This is a genomic window from Halobacteriovorax sp. RZ-2 (assembly GCF_043196685.1).
Classification (GTDB): domain Bacteria; phylum Bdellovibrionota; class Bacteriovoracia; order Bacteriovoracales; family Bacteriovoracaceae; genus Halobacteriovorax_A.
The window spans coordinates 448406-473263 of sequence record NZ_JBEBMR010000001.1 but is presented as its reverse complement, the minus strand read 5'-3'; the positions used below and the strand labels follow the sequence as shown (position 1 = coordinate 473263).

General features: G+C 36.5%; 23 protein-coding genes and 1 riboswitch. Of the genes, 17 read left to right on the top strand and 6 right to left on the bottom strand.

Annotated features, from left to right (window positions below; genetic code table 11):
* Positions 1-22 precede the first annotated feature (22 nt).
* The 6 genes from ABMA78_RS02145 (at position 23) to ABMA78_RS02120 (ending at position 7033) form a co-directional block, all read left to right on the top strand.
* Positions 23-1429: a sensor histidine kinase gene (locus ABMA78_RS02145; RefSeq protein ID WP_392856587.1), complete on the top strand. Its 1407-nt coding sequence runs from the start codon at positions 23-25 to the stop codon at positions 1427-1429.
* A gap of 118 nt (positions 1430-1547) precedes the next feature.
* Entirely contained in the window at positions 1548-2951 is a 1404-nt protein-coding gene (locus tag ABMA78_RS02140) for a sensor histidine kinase (RefSeq protein WP_392856585.1), read from the top strand.
* A 91-nt stretch (positions 2952-3042) separates the two neighbouring features.
* A complete protein-coding gene (locus tag ABMA78_RS02135; RefSeq protein WP_392856584.1) occupies positions 3043-3486 on the top strand; it encodes a hypothetical protein in 444 nt (147 codons plus the stop codon).
* A gap of 79 nt (positions 3487-3565) precedes the next feature.
* Positions 3566-5086: a S8 family serine peptidase gene (locus ABMA78_RS02130; RefSeq protein ID WP_392856583.1), complete on the top strand. Its 1521-nt coding sequence runs from the start codon at positions 3566-3568 to the stop codon at positions 5084-5086.
* 61 nt (positions 5087-5147) lie between these two features.
* Positions 5148-6542, top strand: a complete 1395-nt coding sequence (locus ABMA78_RS02125) for a sensor histidine kinase (protein ID WP_392856582.1) — start codon at positions 5148-5150, stop codon at positions 6540-6542.
* Positions 6543-6628: 86 nt separating this feature from the next.
* The gene (locus ABMA78_RS02120; RefSeq protein WP_392856581.1) at positions 6629-7033 is read left to right on the top strand and encodes a hypothetical protein; all 405 of its coding nucleotides are present in this window, start codon (positions 6629-6631) and stop codon (positions 7031-7033) included.
* Here the strand turns inward: ABMA78_RS02120 and ABMA78_RS02115 are convergent.
* The 4 genes from ABMA78_RS02115 to ABMA78_RS02100 are packed head-to-tail and all read right to left on the bottom strand — an operon-like array spanning position 7030 to position 11256.
* Complete coding sequence (locus tag ABMA78_RS02115) at positions 7030-8337, bottom strand: cryptochrome/photolyase family protein (protein ID WP_392856580.1); 1308 nt, start codon at positions 8335-8337, stop codon at positions 7030-7032. The two genes, ABMA78_RS02120 and ABMA78_RS02115, sit on opposite strands and share 4 nt — an antisense overlap.
* Before the next feature lies 1 nt (position 8338).
* A complete protein-coding gene (locus tag ABMA78_RS02110; protein ID WP_392856578.1) occupies positions 8339-9295 on the bottom strand; it encodes a YbgA family protein in 957 nt (318 codons plus the stop codon).
* A gap of 20 nt (positions 9296-9315) precedes the next feature.
* The gene (locus tag ABMA78_RS02105) at positions 9316-9849 is read right to left on the bottom strand and encodes a lipocalin family protein (RefSeq protein WP_392856576.1); all 534 of its coding nucleotides are present in this window, start codon (positions 9847-9849) and stop codon (positions 9316-9318) included.
* 18 nt (positions 9850-9867) lie between these two features.
* Positions 9868-11256 (bottom strand): TIGR01777 family oxidoreductase, encoded by a 1389-nt coding sequence (locus ABMA78_RS02100; protein ID WP_392856574.1) that lies wholly within the window; start codon positions 11254-11256, stop codon positions 9868-9870.
* 82 nt (positions 11257-11338) lie between these two features.
* Here ABMA78_RS02100 and ABMA78_RS02095 point away from each other — a divergent pair, with 82 nt between their 5' ends.
* From ABMA78_RS02095 to ABMA78_RS02080, 4 genes are all read left to right on the top strand, one after another.
* Positions 11339-12244 carry a MerR family transcriptional regulator gene (locus ABMA78_RS02095; protein WP_392856572.1) on the top strand — a complete coding sequence of 302 codons (906 nt, stop codon included), beginning with the start codon at positions 11339-11341 and terminating at the stop codon, positions 12242-12244.
* Between the two features lie 69 nt (positions 12245-12313).
* Positions 12314-12655, top strand: a complete 342-nt coding sequence (locus tag ABMA78_RS02090; RefSeq protein WP_392856571.1) for a hypothetical protein — start codon at positions 12314-12316, stop codon at positions 12653-12655.
* A gap of 89 nt (positions 12656-12744) precedes the next feature.
* On the top strand, positions 12745-14247 hold the full coding sequence (locus ABMA78_RS02085; protein ID WP_392856569.1) for a hypothetical protein: 1503 nt from the start codon (positions 12745-12747) through the stop codon (positions 14245-14247).
* A gap of 99 nt (positions 14248-14346) precedes the next feature.
* Positions 14347-14748: a hypothetical protein gene (locus tag ABMA78_RS02080; RefSeq protein ID WP_392856568.1), complete on the top strand. Its 402-nt coding sequence runs from the start codon at positions 14347-14349 to the stop codon at positions 14746-14748.
* 41 nt (positions 14749-14789) lie between these two features.
* On the opposite strand, the gene ABMA78_RS02075 is transcribed toward ABMA78_RS02080, so the two are convergent.
* A complete protein-coding gene (locus ABMA78_RS02075) occupies positions 14790-15419 on the bottom strand; it encodes a hypothetical protein (protein ID WP_392856565.1) in 630 nt (209 codons plus the stop codon).
* Positions 15420-15504: 85 nt separating this feature from the next.
* Positions 15505-15609, top strand: a riboswitch (cobalamin riboswitch).
* A 19-nt stretch (positions 15610-15628) separates the two neighbouring features.
* Between ABMA78_RS02075 and ABMA78_RS02070 the strand changes: the two genes are divergently transcribed.
* The 5 genes from ABMA78_RS02070 to ABMA78_RS02050 all read left to right on the top strand — a co-directional run bounded on the left by ABMA78_RS02070 (position 15629) and on the right by ABMA78_RS02050 (position 20437).
* Complete coding sequence (locus ABMA78_RS02070) at positions 15629-16024, top strand: acyl-CoA thioesterase (RefSeq protein ID WP_392856563.1); 396 nt, start codon at positions 15629-15631, stop codon at positions 16022-16024.
* Positions 16025-16068: 44 nt separating this feature from the next.
* Positions 16069-16635, top strand: coding sequence for a pentapeptide repeat-containing protein (locus ABMA78_RS02065; RefSeq protein WP_392856562.1), 567 nt, complete (start codon positions 16069-16071; stop codon positions 16633-16635).
* A gap of 24 nt (positions 16636-16659) precedes the next feature.
* A complete protein-coding gene (locus ABMA78_RS02060) occupies positions 16660-18150 on the top strand; it encodes a hypothetical protein (protein ID WP_392856560.1) in 1491 nt (496 codons plus the stop codon).
* A gap of 222 nt (positions 18151-18372) precedes the next feature.
* Positions 18373-19635 (top strand): sensor histidine kinase, encoded by a 1263-nt coding sequence (locus tag ABMA78_RS02055; protein ID WP_392856557.1) that lies wholly within the window; start codon positions 18373-18375, stop codon positions 19633-19635.
* 55 nt (positions 19636-19690) lie between these two features.
* Positions 19691-20437 carry a Bax inhibitor-1/YccA family protein gene (locus ABMA78_RS02050; RefSeq protein WP_392856555.1) on the top strand — a complete coding sequence of 249 codons (747 nt, stop codon included), beginning with the start codon at positions 19691-19693 and terminating at the stop codon, positions 20435-20437.
* Positions 20438-20439: 2 nt separating this feature from the next.
* On the opposite strand, the gene ABMA78_RS02045 is transcribed toward ABMA78_RS02050, so the two are convergent.
* Complete coding sequence (locus ABMA78_RS02045) at positions 20440-21102, bottom strand: hypothetical protein (protein ID WP_392856553.1); 663 nt, start codon at positions 21100-21102, stop codon at positions 20440-20442.
* A 249-nt stretch (positions 21103-21351) separates the two neighbouring features.
* Here ABMA78_RS02045 and ABMA78_RS02040 point away from each other — a divergent pair, with 249 nt between their 5' ends.
* Together ABMA78_RS02040 and ABMA78_RS02035 are read left to right on the top strand one after the other, a co-directional pair.
* Complete coding sequence (locus ABMA78_RS02040; protein WP_392856551.1) at positions 21352-24378, top strand: hypothetical protein; 3027 nt, start codon at positions 21352-21354, stop codon at positions 24376-24378.
* Positions 24379-24846, top strand: coding sequence for a hypothetical protein (locus ABMA78_RS02035; RefSeq protein WP_392856548.1), 468 nt, complete (start codon positions 24379-24381; stop codon positions 24844-24846).
* Positions 24847-24858 lie beyond the last annotated feature (12 nt).

The window sequence follows — 24858 nt, the reverse complement described above, 5'->3', positions numbered from 1 at the left end:
ATTCTGCTAAGAGGGAGATGGCGTGAGCCTTGATATCTATATTCATATTACACGTTATCTTACGATATTTTTCTTGGCCTTCTTCACTTATCAATTCTTTTCAGGACTGGTTAGCTCTTACACTATTAAGGAACGTTCTAGTCTTTGGTATACGCAGATGTGTCTCTTCTCTGCTATGTACTGTCTATTCTTCACTATAAATACTCATGTTACAGATATTAAGATGTCTAACGCCATTTTAAATCTCTTGTGGATTTTTGCATTTATCGCTTTCTATTGTTATATGCATGCAATTGAAGCATTCTTGGGTAAGGCTTTACGATTTTTAAAGATTCCTAAAGTTGTTATTTTCGTCCTTACTATTGTTCAATTCCTTTCTTTGGGATCTTATATCATCTTTGACAATAGCTTTATCTTTACAGGCCAGAGTACTGTAAATGAGTCATTCTTTTATCAGTCGGCCCAGATTGCAATGTCTCCTAATATCTTCGGACAAATTGTCGGCAGCCTAGGTGCACTTTCTGTTTTCTTTGCAAGTGCTGTTATTTGGAAAGAGTTAAAGAAGTCGAACTCGAAAGAATACTTATTAAAAATAGGGATTGTCTTAACTATTTTATCGGTAATTAATGACACATGCTTAAGTTTAGAGGTTTCAGGGGCCCTCATTCCAATCTATTATTTAGCAAATGCTTTTGAAGCCGTTAGATTTAACTTCTTTTATCGAAAGCTTGCCTTTGAAAAATTATTTAATCTTGAAAATGAAGTCATTAGGCTCTCCAAGGTCGCCCAATTTGGTTTCGCTGCTGCAAGCATTGCTCATGATATAAAGAATCATATCTTTGTTATCAAGGTAAAGATTAGCTCGCTTCTTCGAAATAAAATCGAAGATAAGCAGAGGGCCTATGAGGATATCTTAAAACACAATGATAAACTTCTTGAGATAACTGATCTCTATATGAATATTTTTAAAAATAATATTGGCTCAAAGAAAGAGGACTATTCTAGTTTAGAAATTATTCAAGATATTGAAGAATTAGTGTCTCCTAAGTTTGAGGCCACTAATGTGAAGTTTGAAATTGTGGCCGATGAATTTACCATTCACTGTAATAAAACAGAAATAGTTATCTCAGTGGTTAACCTAATCAGAAATGCTCTTGAAGCTGTTCTAGGTCATGAAGGTACAAATAAGTGGGTGAAGCTAATCTTTAAAGGGCATGATAAATCTATTCATGTCGTTGATAGTGGAGGCGGAATCGAGCCTCGTACTGCTGAGCATATTTTTGAATTTGGCTTCACCTATAATAAGGAGAGCAGCGGTCATGGAATTGGGCTTGCCATCACTAAGGAGCTTTTAAGTCGCTCCGGCTTTAATTTGTGGCTAAATGATAAATCACCCAATACAACCTTTACGATTGATCTGAGTGAATAAATCTATTGTAAGTGGTTAATATCCTTGGTGGTTTTCAAGTTCTTTTTGTTATTCTGATAAATTGTATTTTGATAGCAACTATACTAAGAAGTAAGTCATTAATTTTTGAGGAACGTTTGTGGAACTTGACTTATATATATCATTTACAAGATATTTAACGACTTTTGTTTTTTCATTCTTCGTTTATCAATTCTTTGCGAGTCTAACGAATTATTATCAGATAAGAGATCGAAATATACTCTGGCCGGCAGCAATGTGTTTATCAACGGCCTGCTATTGTTTTGTCTTTGCCTTTAACACTCATTTTATAAATCAAAAGCTCTCTGACTTTATTTTAATTATATTTTGGATTTGTGCATATAGTTCCTTCTACTGTTATTTGCGAACGGTTGAAGTTTATTTTGGTCACAAGGTTAGAGGACTTTCATTTGCTAAGTTGTACTGTTTAAGCTTTGTTTCTATCCTTCTAGTATGCTCCTTTTCTACGACTCTCTTTGACTATAACTTTCTCTTTGATAATCATCATTACATAAAAGATAATCTCTTTGCCAAAACAATGCATTTTAATGTCTCTCCTAATCTTTTAGGAAAACTCCTGGGAGGACTTGGTGCTATTGTCGTTTTCTACTCGTGTACGATGATTTGGCTTGAATTAAATCGCTTAAGAAAGCGAGAACTCTTCCTACGAATAGGTATTGTTGTAAGCTTTCTTGTGGTCTTAAATGATTCTCTTCTTGGGCTTGAGGTAACAGGTGCGATCTTGCCACTATACTACTTTGGAAATGCTTTTGAGGCAGTAAGGTTCAATGTCTATTATCGCCATCTTAGTTATCGAAAAGTGTACAACCTTGAAAGCGAGGTTATTCGACTTTCTAAAATTGCGCAATTTGGCTTTGCTGCGGCCAGTATTGCTCATGATATCAAAAATCATATTTTCATCATAAAAACATCTGTTGAAAGGCTGATTAAAAAGAGACCAATGGATATTGAAAAAACCTACTTATCAATTGATAAGCACACCAACAAAGTCACTGAAATTACAGATCTCTACATGAATGTTTTTAAGAAAAATACGAATAATGAGAAAGCTCTGACATCGATTAATGTCGTTATTGAAGAAGCTCTAGAGTTGTTGAAGGAAAAGTTTGAAAAAGCACAGGTGGAATTAATCGTAGAAGTTGAAGACTTTGAATTGAGTTGTAATCAGACGGAAGTGACAATTTGCTTGGTTAATATCCTAAAAAATGCATTGGAGGAAGTTTCAAATGAAGGAAAATACACATCTCCCTGGGTTAAGCTTAAATCAGTCTCTAAAGAGAGGAAGCTATCGATTATTGATTGTGGAAGTGGGATACAGAATGTCAGTAAACGAGAGCTATTTAAATTAGGTTATACAACTAAGAATAACGATGGTGGCCATGGGATTGGACTTGCTATCACTAAGGAATTACTAGGACGGGCCGGATTTGAGCTGGATTTGGACCGAAATATGCCCAATACAACCTTTATCATAAACTTTTGACAGGTAGGTTAATATTACATATTAAGCTGATTAAATTTTATTTCTTCGGTATAAGACTCTCTATAAAACATTAAAATCGAAGGAGAATCATATGAAATTACTATCTTTAGCAGTCTTAATTGCACTTTCTGCAAACGTATCAGCAAACTCTAATCTAGATAACTTCGTTTCAGATTTAAATGACCTAAATGGTAAATCTGGAAAGGTTATGATGAATGGTGAAGAAAGAGGTAATTGTACTGTTCTTGTTGAGAGTGATAGTGACGCTGTAAGAGTAGAGTTTGATACTCCTGAGTTATATGCAAATCCAGTTTCTGTTGCTCTTCTTGATCGCGCAGAACTTTTAGATAATGATACACTTTTAGTTTCAACAAACTCTAATCGTCCAGGTGGTGATGCTTGTGGTGATTTCGGTGGAGCTTCTAATTACAAAGAGAAAATTATTATCGATGCAAATTCTGTTTCAATTGATATTAGCTACCGTTGTTTTCTATTTAAGAAGAATGAAATTAACTACACTTGTGAGCTAAACTAAGAAGTGTCTAAATTTTAAACTTAGACATAGAATTTTCAAAGTTCAAATATAAAATTCAAAATTAAGATATAAAGGGATTATGAAAATAATCCCTTTTTTTATTTCCCTTGTTTCAGTTACAAATATTTTAGCAACAGAGTCATGCACTCTTGATGGTAATGTCAAAACATGTATTGACGGTACTAAGAAAAGTATTTCTAAATACTTTGAAAAGAATAATAAAATTTCATCCGAAGAATTCTTTTTAAATAATAGACTGATAAAGCAAAACTTCTACACGATAGAAGGAGAACAGATCTCAAGAGTTACTTATGAGTACAAAAGTGACTCCACTTTTTATAAGACGGTATTTAACACTCAAAATAATCACGTCCAATCTAAGGTTTTAATTCAAAAAATCGGTGAACAAGAAATTGTCCTTAAAGAGTATGGATTTGATAAGAGAACTCATATTTTAGAAAATATCGATACAATTTCTGATGACTTAATTGTTGAAAGAAAAGTGATTAACCCTGATGGAGAGGACTTTAAATATAAGTTTATCTATGATGATAAACGCATTATCGGTTTTGATGTCTTCAATAATAATGACGTCAAGATTGGTGATTATATTCAGAATGAAATAGGAGAGGTCGCTGGCGGGCCTCGTGATGCAACTGTTAAGATAGCTGTTATTGACTCTGGCTTTGATCATAATCACCAAGATATTCAAGACCATATCCTCATCAACTCCATTGAATCTTTTAATAAAGAAGATAATGATGGTGACGGCTTTGTCGACAATATTCTAGGTGTCCACTTTGATGGAGACAGCGATATCAAATTTATGAATCCTTTTTCTGGTTTCCTTCCTCGTACAGGAGGTGCATCAAGTCAGAAGGCCGGTATTTATGGTATTCCTTTTGAGACGATTAAAGCAAAGGGGACAACTGGCCCAATTACTTCTCACGGAACACATGTCTCTTCAATTGCTCTAAAAGGACTTAAATCAGCTTCACTTCTTGCATTTGCTGGAGACTTCGGAGAGTCGAAGTATTTGGATATGATTTCTAAAAAACTACAAAATTCAGAAGTTGATTTTGTGAATATGAGTTTTTCTTTTCCTCATCAATCCCTAGGACTTGTGGATCGTAAGACTTATCGCAGCCTTCAAAATATGTTTTTAAATAACCCTAATGTGGTCTTCTTTGTTGCCGCAGGAAATGATGGGCGTTTCTTAAATGGTAGTCGTGATTGTATGTACCCAGCTTGTTACTCTTATCCAAATGTTGTGGCGATTGGAGCAACAACTGATAGTGAGTGGCGTCGTGATGAAAATTATGAGATGGCCGACTTTTCAAATTATAGCTCTAACTATGTTGACTTCTTTGCCCCTGGTACAAAAGTTGAGGCCGCTCTTCTTGGAGATATGAAGATTCGTCATTCTGGAACCTCGATGGCATCACCAATGGCACTTAATATGGCAGCTCATCTGAAGGAACAAAATCCGAATATGAGCGCTTTAGAAATTGTCGATTTAATGAAGAAACAGAGTATTAAGAAGAACTCAATTGAGTCAAAATTTGGTGTGATAAGACCTTTACCAACTGTCTTGAGATAATTTTAATAAATTCGGGTATTTTTAGGTGTTTTAATTATTTTAAATATAGTATATTTAATTTATGAGCATCGAAGAATACAAGGTACTTACTAGATATGTTACGACCTTCGCATTTGCGTTTTTCTTGTACCAAGCTTCGATAGGGGTTTATACCTCTAGGAAGTTGCTTAGTCGCAAGGTCTTCTGGCATATCGCTATGTGCTTAAGTGCGGGCTCATACGCCATCTTAATTGCTTTTAATACTCATATTACAGATATCAAGCTTTCAAACTTCCTACTTCTTACCTATTGGTTTTTCGCATACTTTACTTACTATTGTTATATCAAGGCAATCGAAGGTTTCTTTGGCCATGATATAAAGCTCTTAAAACCAGCTAAGGTTTTCTGTATTGGTCATTCTATCTTCCAGGTCGTTGGAGGCTTCCTCTACCTTCTCACTGATATTGACCTTATGTTTATTCCTCGCGCAACTCCACCAGCAACTCTTTTTACTCAGGCCTTAAATTTAACAATATACCCAAGCAATTTAGTTGTTGTTGTTGGATTCTTCGGAATTATTACAATTCTTTATACAACGGTTGTCATTTGGAACGAGCTTAATAAGAGAGAAGGCAAGGAGTATCTTTTCAAGGCAGGTATTCTTCTCACATTATTTGTGTCTTGCTGGGATACGATGATTGGAACAGAAACAATTGGTTACCTTGTGCCGATCTATTATCTTGGTTATGTATTTGAATCGATGCGTTTTAATATGTACTACCAGGACTTGGCCTTTACTAAGATGTATAACCTTGAAAAAGATATGGTTAAGCTTTCAAAGGTCGCCCAATTTGGTTTTGCCTCTGCAAGTATTGCTCACGATATTAGAAATCATCTCTTTGTTCTAAATACGACAAATGATCGACTTGATAAAATGATCGATAAAGATCTTTCTCCTTATACGCAAAAGCTACGTCGCCACATCGGTAAGATTCTTGAGGTAACTGACCTCTATATGAATATCTTTAAAAAGAACTACTCATCTTCAAAACAAAAAATTTCAATTTCTCATATCACACAGGAAGCACTTGAGCTTGTTGACGACAAGATTGCACGACATAGTGTGAGGGTTGATATTGAAATAGATGACTTTGCTATTGAAGGAAATGAGACTGAGTTAAGTCTTTGCCTAGTTAACTTAATTAAAAACTCTTTAGATGAGATAAAGACAACAGATTCACCTTGGATTAAGGTTGTTACATCTTCCACAGAGCGCTTTATTAAGATCATTGATAGTGGAACAGGTATTCCTATGCAAGTTCAAGAAGGGATTTTTGAATTAGGTGATACAAGAAAGAAAAGCGGTAAGGGCCATGGTGTAGGACTTGCCATTACAAAGCAGATTATTGAACGTTCCGGATATAAGCTATTTATCGACAATGAAAGTGAGAATACTACTTTCGTTATCAATTTTTAGATTTCGTTAAGATTGTATTAATATTTTATTTATTGAGTTTACCATGCTAGAAATTGCCAAGCATATTTAGTATTAGGGAGCTCAATATGAAAAACATTTTAAAAACACTCATATTTGTGAGTGCTGTTTCAGCATTTGCAAATTCACCAAATTCTACTTTTATCGTTACATCGGATTTAAAGCTTGGGGCCATTATTGGTTTTAGTGACTCGAGTTTTAACTACAATGAGAATGATAAAATCAGGGCACGTCTATTTTGTTTTGTAGGCGAAGCAACTCAAGTTTGTCATCAGATCTACCAAGCAGCTAATGACATGAATGGACGCTATTACCAAGGCTCACACGATCGTATCGAAATACTAAGTTGTGTTGAAAATCTTGCTACAGATGAGTATTCAAACGACGAAATCGTTGTGGAATATAAGCTAAGTGATGACTATGGATCAGACTTCAGTGTGACTCGTAATATCGGTCCATGTGTTAGCATTTAACTACAGGCCTTGTAGGCCTTAAGCGTTTCATGGTAAGCAATTTTATGATCAATAATTTCATCTGGGTATTCTGATGTTCCATATTCAGGTACCCATTTCTTTATATATTTAAAGTCAGGATCAAATTTCTTCTGCTGAGTATAAGGGTTAAAAATTCTAAAGTAAGGAGCAGCATCACAGCCTGTTCCAGCAACCCATTGCCAATTGCCATTATTAGAGGCCAGTTCAAAGTCATTAAGCTTACGGGCGAAATATTCCTCTCCCCATCTCCAGTCGATAAGTAAGTCTTTGACAAGAAATGAAGCCGCAATCATGCGAACGCGATTATGCATATGTCCAGTTTCGTTTAGCTCTCGCATTCCTGCATCAACGATAGGGTAGCCGGTTTTTCCTTCACACCACTTCTTAAATAGCTTCTTATTATTGTCCCATTTAATTTGATTATACTTTTCTCTAAATGGCCCATCAACGACATGAGGAAAGTGATACATGATCTGAATAAAGAATTCTCGCCAGATAAGCTCACTTAGCCAAACTTGATTTCTTTTAAAACCAACCTGTGCACACTTTCTTGGAGAAACTGTTCCAAAACGTAGGTGAATGCCTAGCTTAGAAGTTGCATCAAGAGCAGGGATATCACGGTTTTGATCGTAGCTATCAATAACTTTGCCCTTTATCGTTTTAACCTGATCTTTTGCCTTCTCATTATAGAGAAAGCCTAACTTTTCTATGCTTGGGAAATACTTCGCTTTAAATTTGTGAAAGTTATCGAAGTATTTATGTGTCTCAATTGTCGCAATATCTTTGGGAGATAGAGTTGATAGCCATTTATTCTTAAAAGGAGTGTAAACGACATAAGGCTTGCCATCTTCCTTAAGAATGTCATCTTTGGCAAAGATGCAGTGGTCTTTGTAGCGAGAAAACTTTATCTCGTTCTTTTTAAGAATTTGCTCTACCTTATTATCTCTTTTAATTGCATAGGGCTCATAGTCTTCATTAGTAAAGACTTCTTCTATATGATAACTTTTGCATAATTCTTGATATGCATCTTCAGGAGTTGAGTGAAAGACTAAGAGATCGCTCCCCATCTTATTGAGCTCATCTTTAATCTCTTTGATTGCATCATGGATAAAGCTTACTCTCAGGTCATCTTCATCTTTTAATTTAGAAAGAATATTCTTATCAAAAATAAAAATAGGTATGACTGTTTTTTTAGACTGGAGTGCGTAGAGAAGTCCGCGATTATCTTTTAATCTTAGGTCTCTTCTAAACCAAAATATATTAACTTCTTCTTTCTTTTTCATCTTACGCAATATTCTTAAGTAGCTTCAAGTCCTTTGGGTAAGGCCCAAAAATATATTGATCTTGAAGGTAAGTTTTCTTGTGTGTATTTGTGAGAATGTTTAAAAAGGAATTCACTGTTAGATAGTTAGAGATACCATTCTTATAGTCTTCCATCATTTTTATCAGGATATCTTTTTCATGAGAAGTTAGATCTTTTTTAAAGTAACCGAATACATGAAAACAGGCATTGAGGCGATTCTTTCTCGTTGGAAGTATATCTAGTGTTTCCATAAAGAGGTTGAAGTATTTCACATAGACTTCTTTCGCTTCTAGCTTGTCGTGATTTGCCGCAATTGCTCCGAGTAATCTTAAATTATTCTGATTATGCTCCATGATGGAATACTTATACATCTGATGAAAGAGTTGAAGCTCTCGAATTGACCCATCAAGTTCTTGAAATCTTAAATGCGAAAAGATTTTTTTTACAAAATTCTCTCTTAATTCTAGGTTCTTTATTCTTCCACTATCGATATAGGGAAGGGTTGGCATGGCCTCCATGATATATTGAGCATAAAGACCTGTGGACTTTGTGACATAATTTTCATCACTAAGGGTGATTGTTTTTACATTATCAGTTCCACAAGTAGGGGACTTTCTTGTAAATATATGGCCGTTTATTTTTTCATGTGAAATTCGTTCTTGAATCTTTTGATATACTTTATTGGCCTCTTCTGTGAGGTCTTTTTTAGAAAATTTCGATCTTAAGCGAACTTCGTTAGAGTCTTTATCAACTTTGAATAAATGTACTTCTTCTCGTGGAACTCCTAGGCCCATTTCAAATTCGGGGCACACTGGAACAAAGTCTACAAACTTCGAAAGTTCAGAGAAAACCCAGTCTTCACGGCAGTGACCGCCATTGTAGCGAATATTCTCACCTAAAAGACAAGAGCTAATGGCAATTTTTGGTCGCAAAGACATTGGGTTCTCCTTATTAGTGACTAGTGTTTTGTTTTTATTAGTTTAGAAGTATCAAAGTGAAGATCCTTGGCCTTGGCAACTAGCTCAAGGTAGATCTTTTCATTAAGTTCTTTAGTTCTTGATAGAATCCATAGATACTTTCTAGATTTATCTCCAACCATGGCATATTCGTAATTATCACCTAGGTCTAAGATCCAATAATTTCCAGCAAAGATAGGTAGTTTAATTCCACGTAGGAAGAATTGAACCTTAAGCTTTGCATTTGTTTCTTTATCAACAACCCAAGCTCTTGCCTTGGCCGTTTTCAATTCTCCAGATGGAGAGTCTTGGCGACATGTGTTTAGAACTTCGATATCTCCATCAGATCTCAGACTGTAATTAGCAGTAACTGCGGCACAACCTTTTTGAAAGCTTTGCTCAAAGCGTGCAATTTCATACCATTTACCAAGGTACTTTTGTAGCTCGACATAATCAACTGTATCCAGGGGGAGTGAAGATCCAGAGAAAGTAAGTGAACTTGATAAAACGGCAATAAGTAACATGAGCTTCTTCATTTTTTCTCCTTTATAATTTTATTCAACATGTTTATTAGTCTCACCAAAAATTTTGTATAATTTTTGGCTACGATAATTAAAAATTTTATTAATATCCTTTCTAACAAAGGCGCCCGCAACGATACTTCCGATCTCACCCATAGGAACTTTGTAAGAAACATTATCAGTCATCAATGTTCCATTGGCGTATTTCTTAAAGCCGTGAGTATGAACCCACTTCTTATATGGCCCTTTAAGCTGTGTATCAGTGAACTCTTTATTGCGATTGAAATTCGAAATCTCAGTCTTCCATTTGAATGGTAAACCATAGAGGCTTAATTTATAGTCAATGATTGTACCGGCCTCAATTTGTTCAGTACTTTTTCCAAGAACTTTAAAGCTAAGTGAGTCGGGTGTGATTGTTTCAAGATTTCTTTCGTCACTAAAGAAGTCAAAAACTTCATCTAATGGATGCTCCACCCATTGTACTTGCTTAAATTCTTGTTCTGGGCCAACGAGGTTTGTAAGTGCGTCTTCCAGATGATCAAATTTGAATTTGTAGCCTTTTTCTAGAAGGTTCTTTGGGTATACATTTTGTCCATCAAGCACAAGTGTGGCCATTTCCCCCAGAGCGATCTTTAATGCAAAACCTGGAGCTGGAAGTAATGTTGGACGTTTCAAAACCTTCCCCATAATTCTCGTAAAATTTGAATTTGAGTGGGCCTTAGGTGCTACTGCATTGAATACATTTTCACCAAAGTCATTTTCCACTAAGAAGCGATAAATCGAAACCATGTCCGCAAGATGAATCCAACTCATCATCTGCTCACCACTTCCTAGTTTTCCTGCCACTCCTAGCTTAAATGGAATAAGCATCTTCTCTAGTGCTCCACCATTTCGGGAAAGGACTATACCTGTTCTTACATGATTGACGATAATTTCTTTATTTTGGATATTAGCTGTTTCTTTCTCCCAAGCAATGCAAGTCTTAGCGAGAAAGTCACTTCCATAATCTGCTTGCTCGTCTAAGACTTGGTCTCCACTTCGATTGCCATAGATTCCGATGGCGCTTGCGCTAATAAACTTCTTAATCTTCAAAGTATTATTTTCATTAATGGTATTCACAAGTAGGCGAGTTGATAGCACACGTGAGTTAATGATCTTTTCTTTTTGCTGTTTCGACCATCTTCTTGCTCCAATATTTTCACCAGCAAGATGAATGATAGTATGAACTGAATCAAATGCGGCCTTATCAACCTGAGCTTTTTCAGGGTCCCAGTAGAAACACTTTATTGGAATATTAAAAGAGGCCTGTGCCTTCTCTGGATTTCGACTCAGCACTCGAATATCTTCATGGCCATGAATGGCCAATTCATGAATTAATTCACGGCCGATAAGCCCTGTTGCACCAGTAATTAGAATTCCCATTAATTACTCCTTGTATAGGTCTTGTATATATAATATAATATACAACAGTTAAACACTTAATTGTAAGATATTGAGGTTAAAAATGAAGCAAAATGTCGCAATTCGAATAATATCAGGTATTTGTAGTGTTCAGCCTCACACAATTCGCATGTGGGAGAAGAGATATAATGCTTTTAGCCCAATTCGCGATGAGGCCGGTCAACGTTTGTATGGCCCAGAAGACTTGGCCCGTGCCAAGATGATTGCTTCTCTTATAAAGTCAGGACAAACGATCTCTAAGGTGGCCAAGCTATCACTAGATGAGCTCAAAGAGTTGAGTCTTGCCATTAGTGAGTCAAGCCTGTCGGAAGAAGACAAGGTTGATCAATCGATTGATAAGCTCTTTTCGGCATTAGCTAAATATGAAATTGAAAATGTGAGAAATGAAATAGAGTTTCTAAGGCTAAGTCTTAGTGCCCAAGACTTTATCTTCTCAGTAGTTCTTCCAGTTATGCAAAAGATTGGAAGACTTGTCTTTGAAGGAAGTTACAGCGTTACTCAAGAGCATATTATTTCCACGATCATACGTGATCAAATGAGCCAAATTCGTTTGCCTAATAATGATCTCAACGGTCGCTACGTCCTTGCCACACCGGAGGGAAATCTTCACGAGCTTTCAATTATGATTGCAGATATTCTGTGTCGAACAAGAAGAGTGGGGACGTTCTATCTTGGTGCCGCAAACCCTGCTGAGTGCCTAGCGGAGGCCATTAATGCGCTTAATTGCAAAGGACTTATTCTAGGCGCTGTCTCTTCTGATAGTTGGGACTATTTCAAAAGTATCGTTCCTTATCTACAAAAAATTGATGAAAAGCTTGAGCGAAAGATAGAAGTTGTTATCGGTGGAGGTTATCCAATAGAGCTACCAGAATTCAAAAATATCGAGCTGGTATCTATTATTAGTGACTTCCAAACTTTTGATAGCACTTTTCTCACTAATGCTGCCTAATTAACGCAATATGTTTTGTCATATTATTGTTTGATAGGTAAAACTTCCTCACTTTTATAAGGGAGAAAAATGAAAAACACACTTATGATGCTAGTGGCGCTATTTGTTAGTACACAAGTATTTGCAATCAACGGATCAAATGAATGCCTAAGATTTGAAAATGATGCAGTTAAGGTTGAGGCAATCCAATTCACTGCTGATCTTTTAAATTACGACTCTGTCGAAGCTTTCTGTACAGCAGATCGTCTATGGGACCTTCAGGTTTCACATGCACCAAATTTTTGGCCAGTAGGTGAGGAAGAGGACCATCATGTTAAGCTGATGCTTCACTACGAGTACCATAGCTGTACAATCTACTATAACCAAACTCAAAAGAAGTTAAGCCGTCAACGTTGTTACAACACTTGGTAATCTAGACAACATATTTTCATATACTTAAGGCCTACAATTGTGGGCCTTTTTTGTCATTTTTTTCATGATTATTCCGATAAATAAATATCATGATGAATTCAAACTCAAAAATTCTTATCTTTCTTATTTTGTCCTTCTTTGGCCTTCTGGCCAGGTCAGAAGATAGGCAGGCCTTTGAATTTGATGATAATAAAGATGGAAAAATTGATAATATCTTTCGCTATCAAAACCAGCGTCTAGTTGAACACTTGAATGATCGTAATTACGATGGAAAATTTGATTATCAAATGAAGGTCGTGGGAGAGCTTACGACGATTGAATCTGATAATAATTTCGATTCAAAGTTTGATCGAGTAGAGCTAATTGAGAAACTTGAGAAAGAGTCTATTTACAAACTCTACCGTATTGAAAATGGTAAGCGTGTTTTGGCCATTGAAAAAAGAATTCAAAATACTCAGCACAGTGAAGCTGTAAATATGTGTTCGTATGAAAGCTTTTTAAATTCGATCAACTCACTTGATGGCCTAATTTCTGACTTTGATCCAATTCTTGAAAAGCTTAATAATGGCTTCTATGAATTCACACCAGGAGTGAATATTCATAAAAGTTGTCTTGATAACTTTGGTGATGAAAATTTTGAAACTCTTATGAGAAACTCTCTCGATAAGGGAATGAGTTGTCTTTCAGAACTGGGAACTAATAATAAAGAGACTGGTGCAAAAGGTGAGATTGCAAATATAATAAATCTTCTAAATATTCAGTTAAGCGGAAAGGTAAAGCCGACATCAGTTATCTGTCATCAGAAAGATTATTCTTGGGACGGAACCATTGCCAACGCATCTGTCGGTAGTAACAAATTAAAGAGTTTGGGAATCAATGGGCCTTATGTTTCACTAAATCCAAAAATGAAATCGGGCTTTCTAAACTCAATTAAAAATGGCCCTCCTAGAGACGAACTCGAAGGAATTGTATTTCATGAGCTACTACATAATTTAGGTTATCGCCATGGACATGGGATCGATGTGAGTTATGGTTGTGAAGTGTGCTGCTTCTCTGAGAATAAGTCTGCAAAGGTTTCGGCCTGTAATATTTGTCTAGGGGCCTATGATCCTAAAAATGAAATTGACCCGAACTACTTAAGAGATATGGCAACACTTTCAAGTGAGACTGGTTTAGTTAGTGCCGAAATTTTTATTTATAAAAATATAAGTCGTATTCCTGTTAATCAAAAAAATATTGATTCGGTTTTTCTTGGACTGGCCACTCGTGGGGCAGGGGTTATGCAGGAATTTATGCGACAAATGAAGGAGCGAGGCCTTAAGGTTTCTGAAGATGGAGCTCGAATAAAGAAGCTTATTAAAGAGGCCAAGAGATACCGTCCAGTTAATAATTTCATCGCGCAAGTGAATGAAGCCTATGTTTCGGCCGTGATTACAGGCTTTGTGGATAAGAAGGCCACGACGGCCAAATTTAAGCTCTCTAAAAAGATTAAATCTAGTGACCTAAGAGATATTGCGGATCGAAATGAAAGAGACTCTGAAGCTTCTAGTAAGCTTGCACGTGGAGTTGAGATGATTGAGCAGTTATTCTAAGCTATCTAATATTTAGATCGTGTAAATACTATTAATAGGATTTACATACATTCTTCCACGTCCTATATTCCCGGAAAATCATTATTTGGGAGATCAGTCATGAAAAAAATCATTATTCTAGCATTCTTTGCATCATCAATTTTTGCAAATACTTTAACGGCACAAGAAGAAAGTAGAGTTGTAACAGAGATTGATAATATCTGTGGGGACACTTGGTGTGAAGGTGATTTCAATTTTAGATTTGATACTTTCAAATGTAATGCTGAAACAAATTCTTGTGTTCTAGACTTTGTTATTCTAGATGAAGTTTGGGGAGATGATGATTCTTATTCAGCAACTGAGTATGAAGCAACTTGCGAAATCAAAGGATATACTAAGTATGATCAAATGATTGAAGTTTCTCGCAATGGTTGGCCAAGATTAAATAATGATTTTTACTTTGCAGTTACTGATTGTGTGACTGAGCAAGAAGAAGTTGTTTACGATAAATTAGGATACTAAAAATATAAGGCCTCTTGGAGTATTCTAAGAGGCCTTTTTTATTACTTTAATTTGTAAGGTAAGTTTGTTTCGGGATTCTTTGCAACACCTGTACTAAAGGTACTTGGTATTTTCTTGCCATTTGATAAAATCGTTACATTTACTTGATTCCCTTTAGGGAAAGTCTTAAAAGCAAGTGAGATTTCATTATTTTCAAATCGCTTAATATTCTCATTATCCCTTGGTTCAAATACTGTGTCATATTCTTTATAAGCATACATTTCATTTAAAAAGCTAAACTCAATTGGGCGGCTGAATTGATTTGCCCAACCAATCGCATACTTTGCACTTTGAACAACAATCTTAATACCCGTTGTACACTCTTTTCCGTATTTAAAAAATCCACCCATTTCTAAGCTTTGTGTTTGCTTTAAAGAGAAAGTGTAGCGAGTAAGTCCACTTGATTGATTAGACTTCTTTTCTACTAAAGGTGTCGATTTATTCTTCTCTTCAAATTTTGCGCTATCTCCCCAAACTGGAATTTCATAGCGACATCTTTGCTCAAGAGTTACTTTAAAGTTTAACTCATTAGTTGGAGCATAAAAATCAAAGCTAAATGGCCTTGCTGTTGTTTGAACGGCCGCAGCGTTAAAGCTAAGAAGTAAGGCCGCAATAGATAGTATTTTCTTCATAATATGTGTCCTTAATTAATTATTGTTGACTCTCAATACCACGTCCAAGGTAATTAGCCAGCTTAATTGTAATTCTTATTGCCTTTAAGTTTTTCGAGATTTAGGATGGTTAGCGCTAGGTGGTGAAGCTGGTGAGATTCCAGCACTGTCCCGCAACGGTAAAGTCCGATCCCAAGCTAGTGAAATCTTTAAGTCCCGAGGAGGAATCAATGAATGAAGCGCAATTAAGCGAAGCGATTGCACGCGCAAAGACTACGGTAGTTAGGGCCGTCTTCCCTAATAGTACAAATCACTACGATACTTTATTTGGTGGAAACACTTTAAAATGGATGGATGAAGTGGCCTTTATTACGGCAACACGCTTTGGCCGAAAAAAGTTTGTGACAGTTTCTAGTGACCGAGTGGATTTCAATATGCCAATTCCTGGCGGACACTTTGCTGAACTAGTCGGTGAAATTACAAAGGTTGGTAATAGTAGCCTCGTGGTTGAAGTAAGGCTTATGCTAGAAGGAATGTATGAAGAAGGACAGGTTGAGGCAGTGAAGGGAAGCTTCACATTAGTGGCCATCAACGATGATCGAAAACCTGTACCAATTTTCTCATAAATTTTAAAATAGCCTCGTTAATAAATTTAGTTTAAGATACTCGTATGCCATATTTTGAAGATGAAGTTTTTGATACTGAAAATATTAACGAGGTTAGTGAGTTTAGAGGTAGTGAGTTTATCTGCTGTGAATTCAGTGGCGTTGATATTAGTGAACTCGATGCCTCGAGTGCGAAATTCATCGAATGTACTTTTAAAAATTGTAACTTGAGTAACTTAAAATTACTTGGGACAAGCTTTCGTGATGTGACATTCGTTGACTCCAAATGTATTGGCCTAAATTTCAGTGACTGTAATACTCTTTTTGAACTTAAGTTCAATCGTAGTATTCTAAACTATGCTTCATTTCAAGATTGTACGATCTATGGTGCGCAGTTTATCTCTTCAACTCTTAGAGAGACTGATTTTACTCAAGGCACTTTTGAGAATGGTGATTTTTCTGATAGCGATCTGCAAGGAACAAATTTTACGAGAGCAAATTTAAAGGGCTCTAAGTTTCTTAATGCACGTAATTTCTATATTGATATTGCAAATACAAATTTAAAAAACTGTAAGTTTTCAATGCCTGAAGTTCTCAATCTATTGAGTCCCTTTGGTATTGAAATCGAATAATATTTTTTAAGCTAGGAAGGCAAAATGAAGAATCAAGGAAAGTTCTCTGTAAGAGTTAAGGATAAAATCCGTTCTCAAATCAATAGTGCAACCTCACCGAAGCACCTCTATTCTCAAAAAGATTTCATGTATGAGAGGAAAGGCCCATGGCCACAACCTTCTCCTGTTCACCCATGGGGAGAGTCTCCTGCAGTTATCCATGTTCCTCTTAGGGAAACTCTCGATTGGTGGCTATTCATTGGTTCGCGCTATGTCGCAACACTTGCTCTGTCTCCATATTACTTTATCAAAGGTCTTATTTTTCCTGGCCTAAAAAAAGTAGAAAATAATGAATTTGAAGACCTCTTGAATTACTCCATGATGAGTAAATTCTTAACAGATAAGCTAGATGAAGAAGATTGGCAGTGCTTTAGTGATTATAATAAAGACGAAAAGGATTGGTTTATTGTAGACCTCGACGCTGTTCGTGTTGTTAAGCCTTTAAAAGGAATTCATGTAAGTGCGACAAAAACACTTCTTTATAAAGAAGGAGAGCGCTTTAAGGTTCAAGCGATTTATGTTCAAAAGACTGAGACTGTTTTTGATATTTCTAATCCTTGTGATGGCCTAGAGTTAGCAAAGTACTTTGTTCTTCAAGGCGGGGCCTTATGTGCAACTCTTGTTGTTCACCCTCTGTTGCATTTTCCTTTTGACTCAATTAATGCCATTTCAAAAACGTCATTACCAAAAGATCATATTCTCTTTAGACTTCTATCTCCACACTTCAGATTTACTCTGCCACTAGAGAACGCAGTTCTAAATTATAAGAGCTCTCTTTTACAGGAGAAGTGGTGGATGACCTATGCTCCATATCCTGGGGGACCTGAGGGCCTAAGAGACCTACTTGTGGAAGGCTATAAAGGTATCAAAGGAAATCTTTCTTACCCTCCTTTCTCTTACTCTCTTAAGTCTCCAAGTGTAGTAGGGAAGTATGGGATTTATTTGAGTCGTTATTATGAAGTATTTTATAAATTTGTAAAAGGTATCTTGGCCGATGTTAGCGTCGATGATTTTTGGATAAGTAAATGGGCCGACTATTGTAATCAACACGTAAATGATTTTCCTTCAAGTGAAGAAATTTTCAAAGATGATAAATTAATTCGTGCTGTTACGACTTATCTTTTCACTGTTACAGTGGCGCATGCTACAGATCATTATAATTATGGAATTCTTGATAAGAGAAAAGTTCCTCTACGATTAAGACAAGCTCCACCGTATAAAGAGACAAAAATGATAAAGAGGTCAAAGCTTGTAAATGCAATTGATCAGATGAAGTATTCCATGGCCGATAACTTATTCTTTTCTCCCACAACAGTGACAAAGCTAATTAATGCTCGCTACAAGTTTAAAGATCCAAAGCAAAGAAAAATTGCAGAAAACTTCAAGCAAGAGCTAAGAAATTTGGATAAATCTTTAAAATTAGAGGGGATAGAGTATATGCCGCTGAAAAAAATCTCGGCCAGTATCCAATTCTAATTTGCCATAATATTTGGGCAATATTTATTGTTGCATCGCGCTTCTATAAAAATTACGAAATTATGGAAGCGCTTATTTTTTTCTTTATTTTTAAGTGCTTATCTACTAAAAGTGATTAAATCATCTAAATAAAAGTTATGTTTGTGGTATTAATAAATGGTTATGAATCCAGTCAACCCAATTAATAAGATTATCAGATTTCTGGCCCTGAGGGAGCCGGATATGTCTGTACGCGATATATCGCAACTCAGTCTGTATATCTATACAGTTTTCTTAACTGCACCTTTAATGTGGGGACACTTGGTTATCTCATACTTCTTTTGCCACAACCCGCTACTTTATCAAATCGGAATTGGGACATGTCTGATTCATTTCTTTAGTCCAATTCTCTATTACTTCTTTGGGTCCTTATCCCTTGCGCTAAATATTACTATTTTGGCCGGGTTTATCCATGAGTTTTCTTGGTCAATTTTAACAGGTGGATTCTTTAGTGTTTCACCAATTTGGTTTGCCGTCCTACCTATGATTGCTGGCCTTATTGGAACAAAGAGGGACCTTCTTCTTTGGTTTATTTTATCGATTGTGGCCGCTACATATTTATTCATTCTGCACTTAAATGGCATCGTTCTTCAAAGTTATTTAAATGAAACGGGGGAAGTCTTAGGGCGCGTTTTAATCATGATTGGTTTTATTTTATTAAACTCTCTTTTCATGTTTGCCTACATGGTGGATCGCGATCGCTTCTATCATGCAATTGTCGAAAAGAAAGAGCAGATTGATACACTTCTAACATTAGTAGGACACGATATTAGTAATCCTCTTACTGTTGTTAACCTTTCCGCAAAAAGACTGAGTAAGTTACTATCCACAAATGAAGACCCTGATATCCAAAAGTGCTTAACTCGTATTAACTCATGTACATCTGGAATAAGTAATATCTTGACTCAAATTCGAGACCTGCAATCAATTAAGCAAGGAAAGGTTGAACTTAAGTTTGAAAAAGTTTACCTAAATCAAGTTATTGAGTACTTGTATCGAGTGTTTGAATCAAAACTACATGATAAGAATATTAAATTAAAATATGACTATGCTGCTAATGAGCATATTTATTTTATGGGGAATTCAACGGCCTTAAAATACCAGATTTTTGGAAACCTCTTATCTAATGCGATCAAATTTTCAGAAATAGGACAGGAAATTGAAATTTCTGTTGATGAAAGAAGTGATGGTGTTCAAGTTCATCTAATTGATAGAGGTGTTGGTATTGAAGAGGAATTATTAGAAGTCTTATTTGAAAATAATTCCATCCCTTCAAGAGTTGGAACAAGTGGGGAGAAGGGAACTGGTTTTGGGATGTCGATCGTTAAGACATTTGTTGAACTCAGTCACGGTACGATCTCAGTGCATTCAAAGACTAAAGAAGTATCACCTGACAATCACGGTACACAATTCTCCTTGTTATTTAAAAAGACTCTGTTTTCTTAGACCAAAGCTCCTTGCTTTTGATATAATATTTTAAAATTATAACAAAAGAGGAATTATGAGGTCGACTAACCCGACACTAAGAAATGACGTATTCAATACGGGAACTTTATCTGACGAAAGAATGTCTTTTTCTGGAGTATTTAATAAGGGGATGATTCTCTTTGCATTAATGCTTATGACATTCATTTATACTTGGAATGTAACGCTTGGAACGCTAGAGAACTCAATGCAGCCACAAATGGGAATGTATCCAATGATTGGTGGTATTGGTGGGTTTATCTTCGCTATGGTGACAATCTTTAAGCCTCGATTGGCGATGTTTACAGCTCCTGCCTATGCTCTATGTGAAGGGCTTCTTCTGGGATCGATTTCAGCTATCTATGAATTCCAATTTAGAGGAATTGTTTTTAACGCCGTAACAATCACTTTTGCGGCCTTCATCACTTTATTCTTCCTTTATCGTTGGGGCTTCGTAAGAGCGACAGGAATGTTTAGAAAGATTATTATGACGGCAATGTTCTCGATTATGGGAATTTATCTGGTAAGCTTTATTATGTCTTTCTTTGGAGCATCGATTCCGATGATTCATGGTAATGGGCCAGTTGGAATTGGTTTTAGCCTTATCGTTGTTGGGGTTGCTGCATTTAGTTTAATTCTTGATTTTGATTTTATTGAAAAGAGTGTCGATCAAGGTGCTCCTAAATATCTTGAGTGGTATGCGGGATTCTCTTTAATGGTAACTCTTGTATGGCTTTATATTGAAGTTCTAAGACTTCTTTCAAAATTAAATAGTCGCGATTAATTTTAAATATTCATGGACCAACTTGCTCCGAAGAGTATTTGGTCCATGATTAACTTTTGTGCTGTTAATTCACTTCCCGAATCTCCATTTCTTTCTTGAAGCATAAGTCGATATTCATCAAATAAAATTCTACTCTCTGGTAATTGTTGTGCCATCTCTTCTAAGGTATGTGCCGCTTTAGCAAATTCTTTTGCCACTTCGGTATTAGACTGGCCCGCTACTTTATAGCTAGGGTAGACCTTCTTTAAATGCTCTTTGAACTTAATGAGAAGCTTAACTGTGTATTCGTTCTCTGTTGGGATATAGAGCTTCGCCCATTCTTTTATTTCTTTAATCCTTGTTTGATGGGCATAGAACTCTTCGGTGCGGTCGTAGTCGTATCCCCATTTTGACTTCTTTACCACAACGCCTTGGCAAACAACTTTTAAGGCATCATCAGAAAGACTTGTAACAACTACTTTTGAGATCCCTGTAATCTTCTCAGTTAATTCACTTTCCATATCGCGACATGTGTACTGACAACTAAAGATCACTTCCTTTGGATAAGGCGCTGTGAAGTCATTTTGGATGTATCTCTTTGTTGCGTAGTCTGCAAGGCAAAGGCCCGGAGCTGGTAATGCCCCTAAGATATTTAATGAAAAGAGTCCAATGAGTAGGGCCTTCATTATTTACCAGTCATCCCTTGATAGAGCACAAACCAAATGTAAATACTTAGAACTAGGAGGACTAATTTGAAACTGATACGCCAGTAATTTAGTGGTTTTTTATTTTTCATGGGCGCGATTATATGTATCTCATCTTACTTAGGCAAACTTGTAAGTGGTCGTAATTATTTTAAAAATAGTCTTTTAGTCAAGTAAGGTTACTAGTTTTCCGAAAAGTGAATGAATAATTAATCTTTATTAAGGACGTTCATGAAGTTTTTTAAGAACCCTTCTTTTATCCTAATCTTCTCCCTCTTACTTGGTGTCTTCCCACAAGTTTACTTTGTTAAAAATAATTTGGCCGAAATCGATTGGCGAACACCTGCTTCAACTCAAAAGAGTGCTTATGAAATTTGGGGTGAGATGATGGAGGCCTCGGTTGGCTATAGTGCAAAGGCCACTGGTGTTTTAGGCTCTGGCCGACGCTCTATCACTTGGGGGGCAGAGAAAGAAGGCTCGTCTTCGTATGTAACGAGAATTCTAGGTCCTGAAGCTGGGGCATTCTTTGATATACTTCCTGCTGATGAGGCAGATCGAATCAAATTTTTAATAGAATTCTTTTCAAGATGGATGAATAATACTCCTGGACAGTCGATACGTGTTTGGGTTGATGATAAGGGTGTTCTCCACGATCCAGCTAAAGAACTCTTTGATGAGAAGGGCAGAAATAAGGCCATCAATATGTCTTTTCTAAATGGTTTTAATCCAAAAGAAGCGTCTTTGGATGAACTTGAAGAAATGTGGAATGAATGGGGAAGTAAAACAAATAACAGTCCATTTAGTTATCTTTCGCCTTTAACGAGAAGACAATTTTTTAAGGGAGACTTTCCTCATACTGATGGGGATTTGATACCCTATCATAGCATGATTCCAAATATTGGCGCTGCTCAAAAATATATTGATGGGATCGAGTCAACTTCTGTTGGCTGGGAAGTTCTCTTTAAACCTCAAAAGTCTTATGGTGAATTCCAAGAGATGATTGCATGGTTTAAAAAGACCATGGGAAGAAATGGAGAGTTATTTCAAGCTCCTGGTCATCAACGTATGGTGGTTCCTATTGGAGATAGTTTTAATCGCCAAAAAGCGGCAGAGCTGACGAAGGCGGCCCAAGCATTAATTGTTCTTGAAGGTATTGCCGGTCGCTCAGGTATTGAAACGGCCGACTATAAAGAGATCTTAGACGACTGGGAAATTTCAAATGGTATTATCGACGGTGAAGAAACAGACCGAGGTCCTTTAAGAGTTGATTATGAAGGTCGCTTTGTCAATAACTCGGTATCAATTGAATTTCGATCGGGAACAAAGAACGCAAGAGTTGCACGCTTTATTCAAGCATCCCTTGCTTCTCGCTTTTCTCGCAATGACTTTAGTGGAATTGAAAAGATTCGCTCCTGGACTCTAATTGACGATCAAACAATGCACTATGCAGAGGCATCAGATTTAAAGCATCGATTTGGTTTAACAATGGAGCAAGCAAAGAGGGCCGCAGATAAACTTAATGAAGCTGCACTTGGTGGCTACAATGTCGTTCTTTGGAATTGGTATAACGAATGTCCAATGCTTGGAAAAACCAAGAAAACGATTCTTAAAAACTTAACAAGAGACTTTCTTATAGATGTTGGTGGCCTTAGGCACACCAATCGAGATAACTTAAAAAAGGCCATCATCTCTCTTCAAAGAGAGTGGGTTGCCTCATCAAATATCACTGAAGATATAAGAAAGTATATGATGCCACAGAGAAGTTTTTCTGATCGCGAAAATTTTCATAAATTTAGGCCAGGTACTAATATGCCAATTGATGTTAATAAGGTGGATCTTGGTATTGAATACTCTGCAAAATTTCCTCTTAAGTATCAAGGTGATTTTGCAATGATTGAAAATGAAGATGGTGGTTATAACCGAGAAAGGTTAATGGATGGTAAGATGTCGTGGCTACAAACTCGTGTGGACATGTCACCAGATGAGAAAGAAGCATACCTTGAAAAGCTTGCAACTGATCTACGTGATCAATTAGGTGGTGAAGCACAAATCGAAAGACTTTATGAAGATGGCCATGGTCACGGACTTGATATTGCTTTTAAGATTCGTGACTCTAAGGATCGCTCTTGGAGAGTTGAGTGGGATGGTATTGGCCGAAACTATACACCTGCGGGAGATGTGATTATTGATTCTGTAAGGGCCGGCTCAATCGAAGTTGTCACTCCAAAGTTTGAGCCGAATATGGATGAGATGCAGGCCGTATTTGATACATTTCAAAAGAATAATGCTCTTCCGTATATTAAAGCAGGGGGAGGTCACTTAAATATTGACCTCACTGTTTTTGACGGTAAGCCTCACGAGTTTGCTCGTTTTCTTGCTGTTTTTAATGAGTATCGATCAGTGATTGCTTTTATGTTTCAAGACTTAAATCGTGTGAAGAGTGCTGAGCCTGTTGCGATCTCTGAAGAATTTGCCCAAAAACTTGCAAATTGGAATGGAACAGAAACGCAGCTTAAGAAGGCCCTTTATAACGAGGGTTACTTTAATAAGCGTGTTGGACGTAAGGCCCGTTATACACACTTAGATGTGTCAGCATATTTTCAAGATGTCATTCCTGAAAAATTTATTAGTGATGATTTTGATATCTCTAATCCAAAAGTACCATGGCGTCCGGCCTTTAGGGTTAATCCAAAAATTAGAAAGGCCGAAGTTCGTTTGATGAATGCACCACGTGATGCATATGAGAGTGCTCTGCAGATGAAGTTATTCAGGGCCATCTTAAATAAGGCCTTAAATTCGACAGATGAAATTTCCGGTACATTACAAAGCGTTAGTCATGAAGAATATCTTAAGAATCCAGCAAGGCTTATTGAAGATCTTAAGAAAATGACAGATGACTTAGGACTTGAAATGCGAGAGTATCGTCCAATCATTGGTGAAGGGCTTGCAAACGTTGATCAATATACAAAGATGAAATTCTATCGTCCTCTTAAAGACCAATTGGTGAATAATCCTGTTTTTGATGGATGGGAGCAAGCAGTGAGACCTAGAGGGAAACAATCCGCGATTTCATCAGAGGCAAGAGCTTATACTGGGCCAATTTATCCAGAAGCACTTGAGTTTCAAGAACTTCGTATTGAGTCCGCTGAGCAAGGTCAAATTAATCGTGATACTCTTAATCCGAATTTCTATGGTGGAAAGCAATTTATTCGTAAGACAAATTGTGCAGAGGCAATAAGGGGATTAATTGCAAACTAAATGAAAACAAAGCGAATCTACACAACATTAATTTTAGAAGATGCTAAGCAAGTAAGGGCGATATTAGAAGAGGCCGGCATTAAGGTTCAATCTTCAAGTGGCCATCTAAATGAACATATCTATTTAAACTCAGCATCCGCGCAAGAGTATACGATCTCTGTTGAGGAATTATACTATGTGGACGCTAAGTATATCTTAGAAAAGAATGGCATCGAGGTTTTAGGCCCGGAAGAGAGTAAGTCAGATAAAGAAGTGGATTATATGCACGACTCTCTAAGGCTTGCTATCTTTGGCATGATCTTCGTTCCTGTCATCCTCAATCTGTTATCTCTTTATAAATTTGGATTAGGAATTAAGAACAAAGAACAGTTTAAAATTTTTCGCGTTACCCAAATTATTGTCTTAAATATTATAGGATTAGCGTTTTGGAGCACGATTCTTTATAATAAATATTTCTTATCACAGTAGGTTAGAACTCTT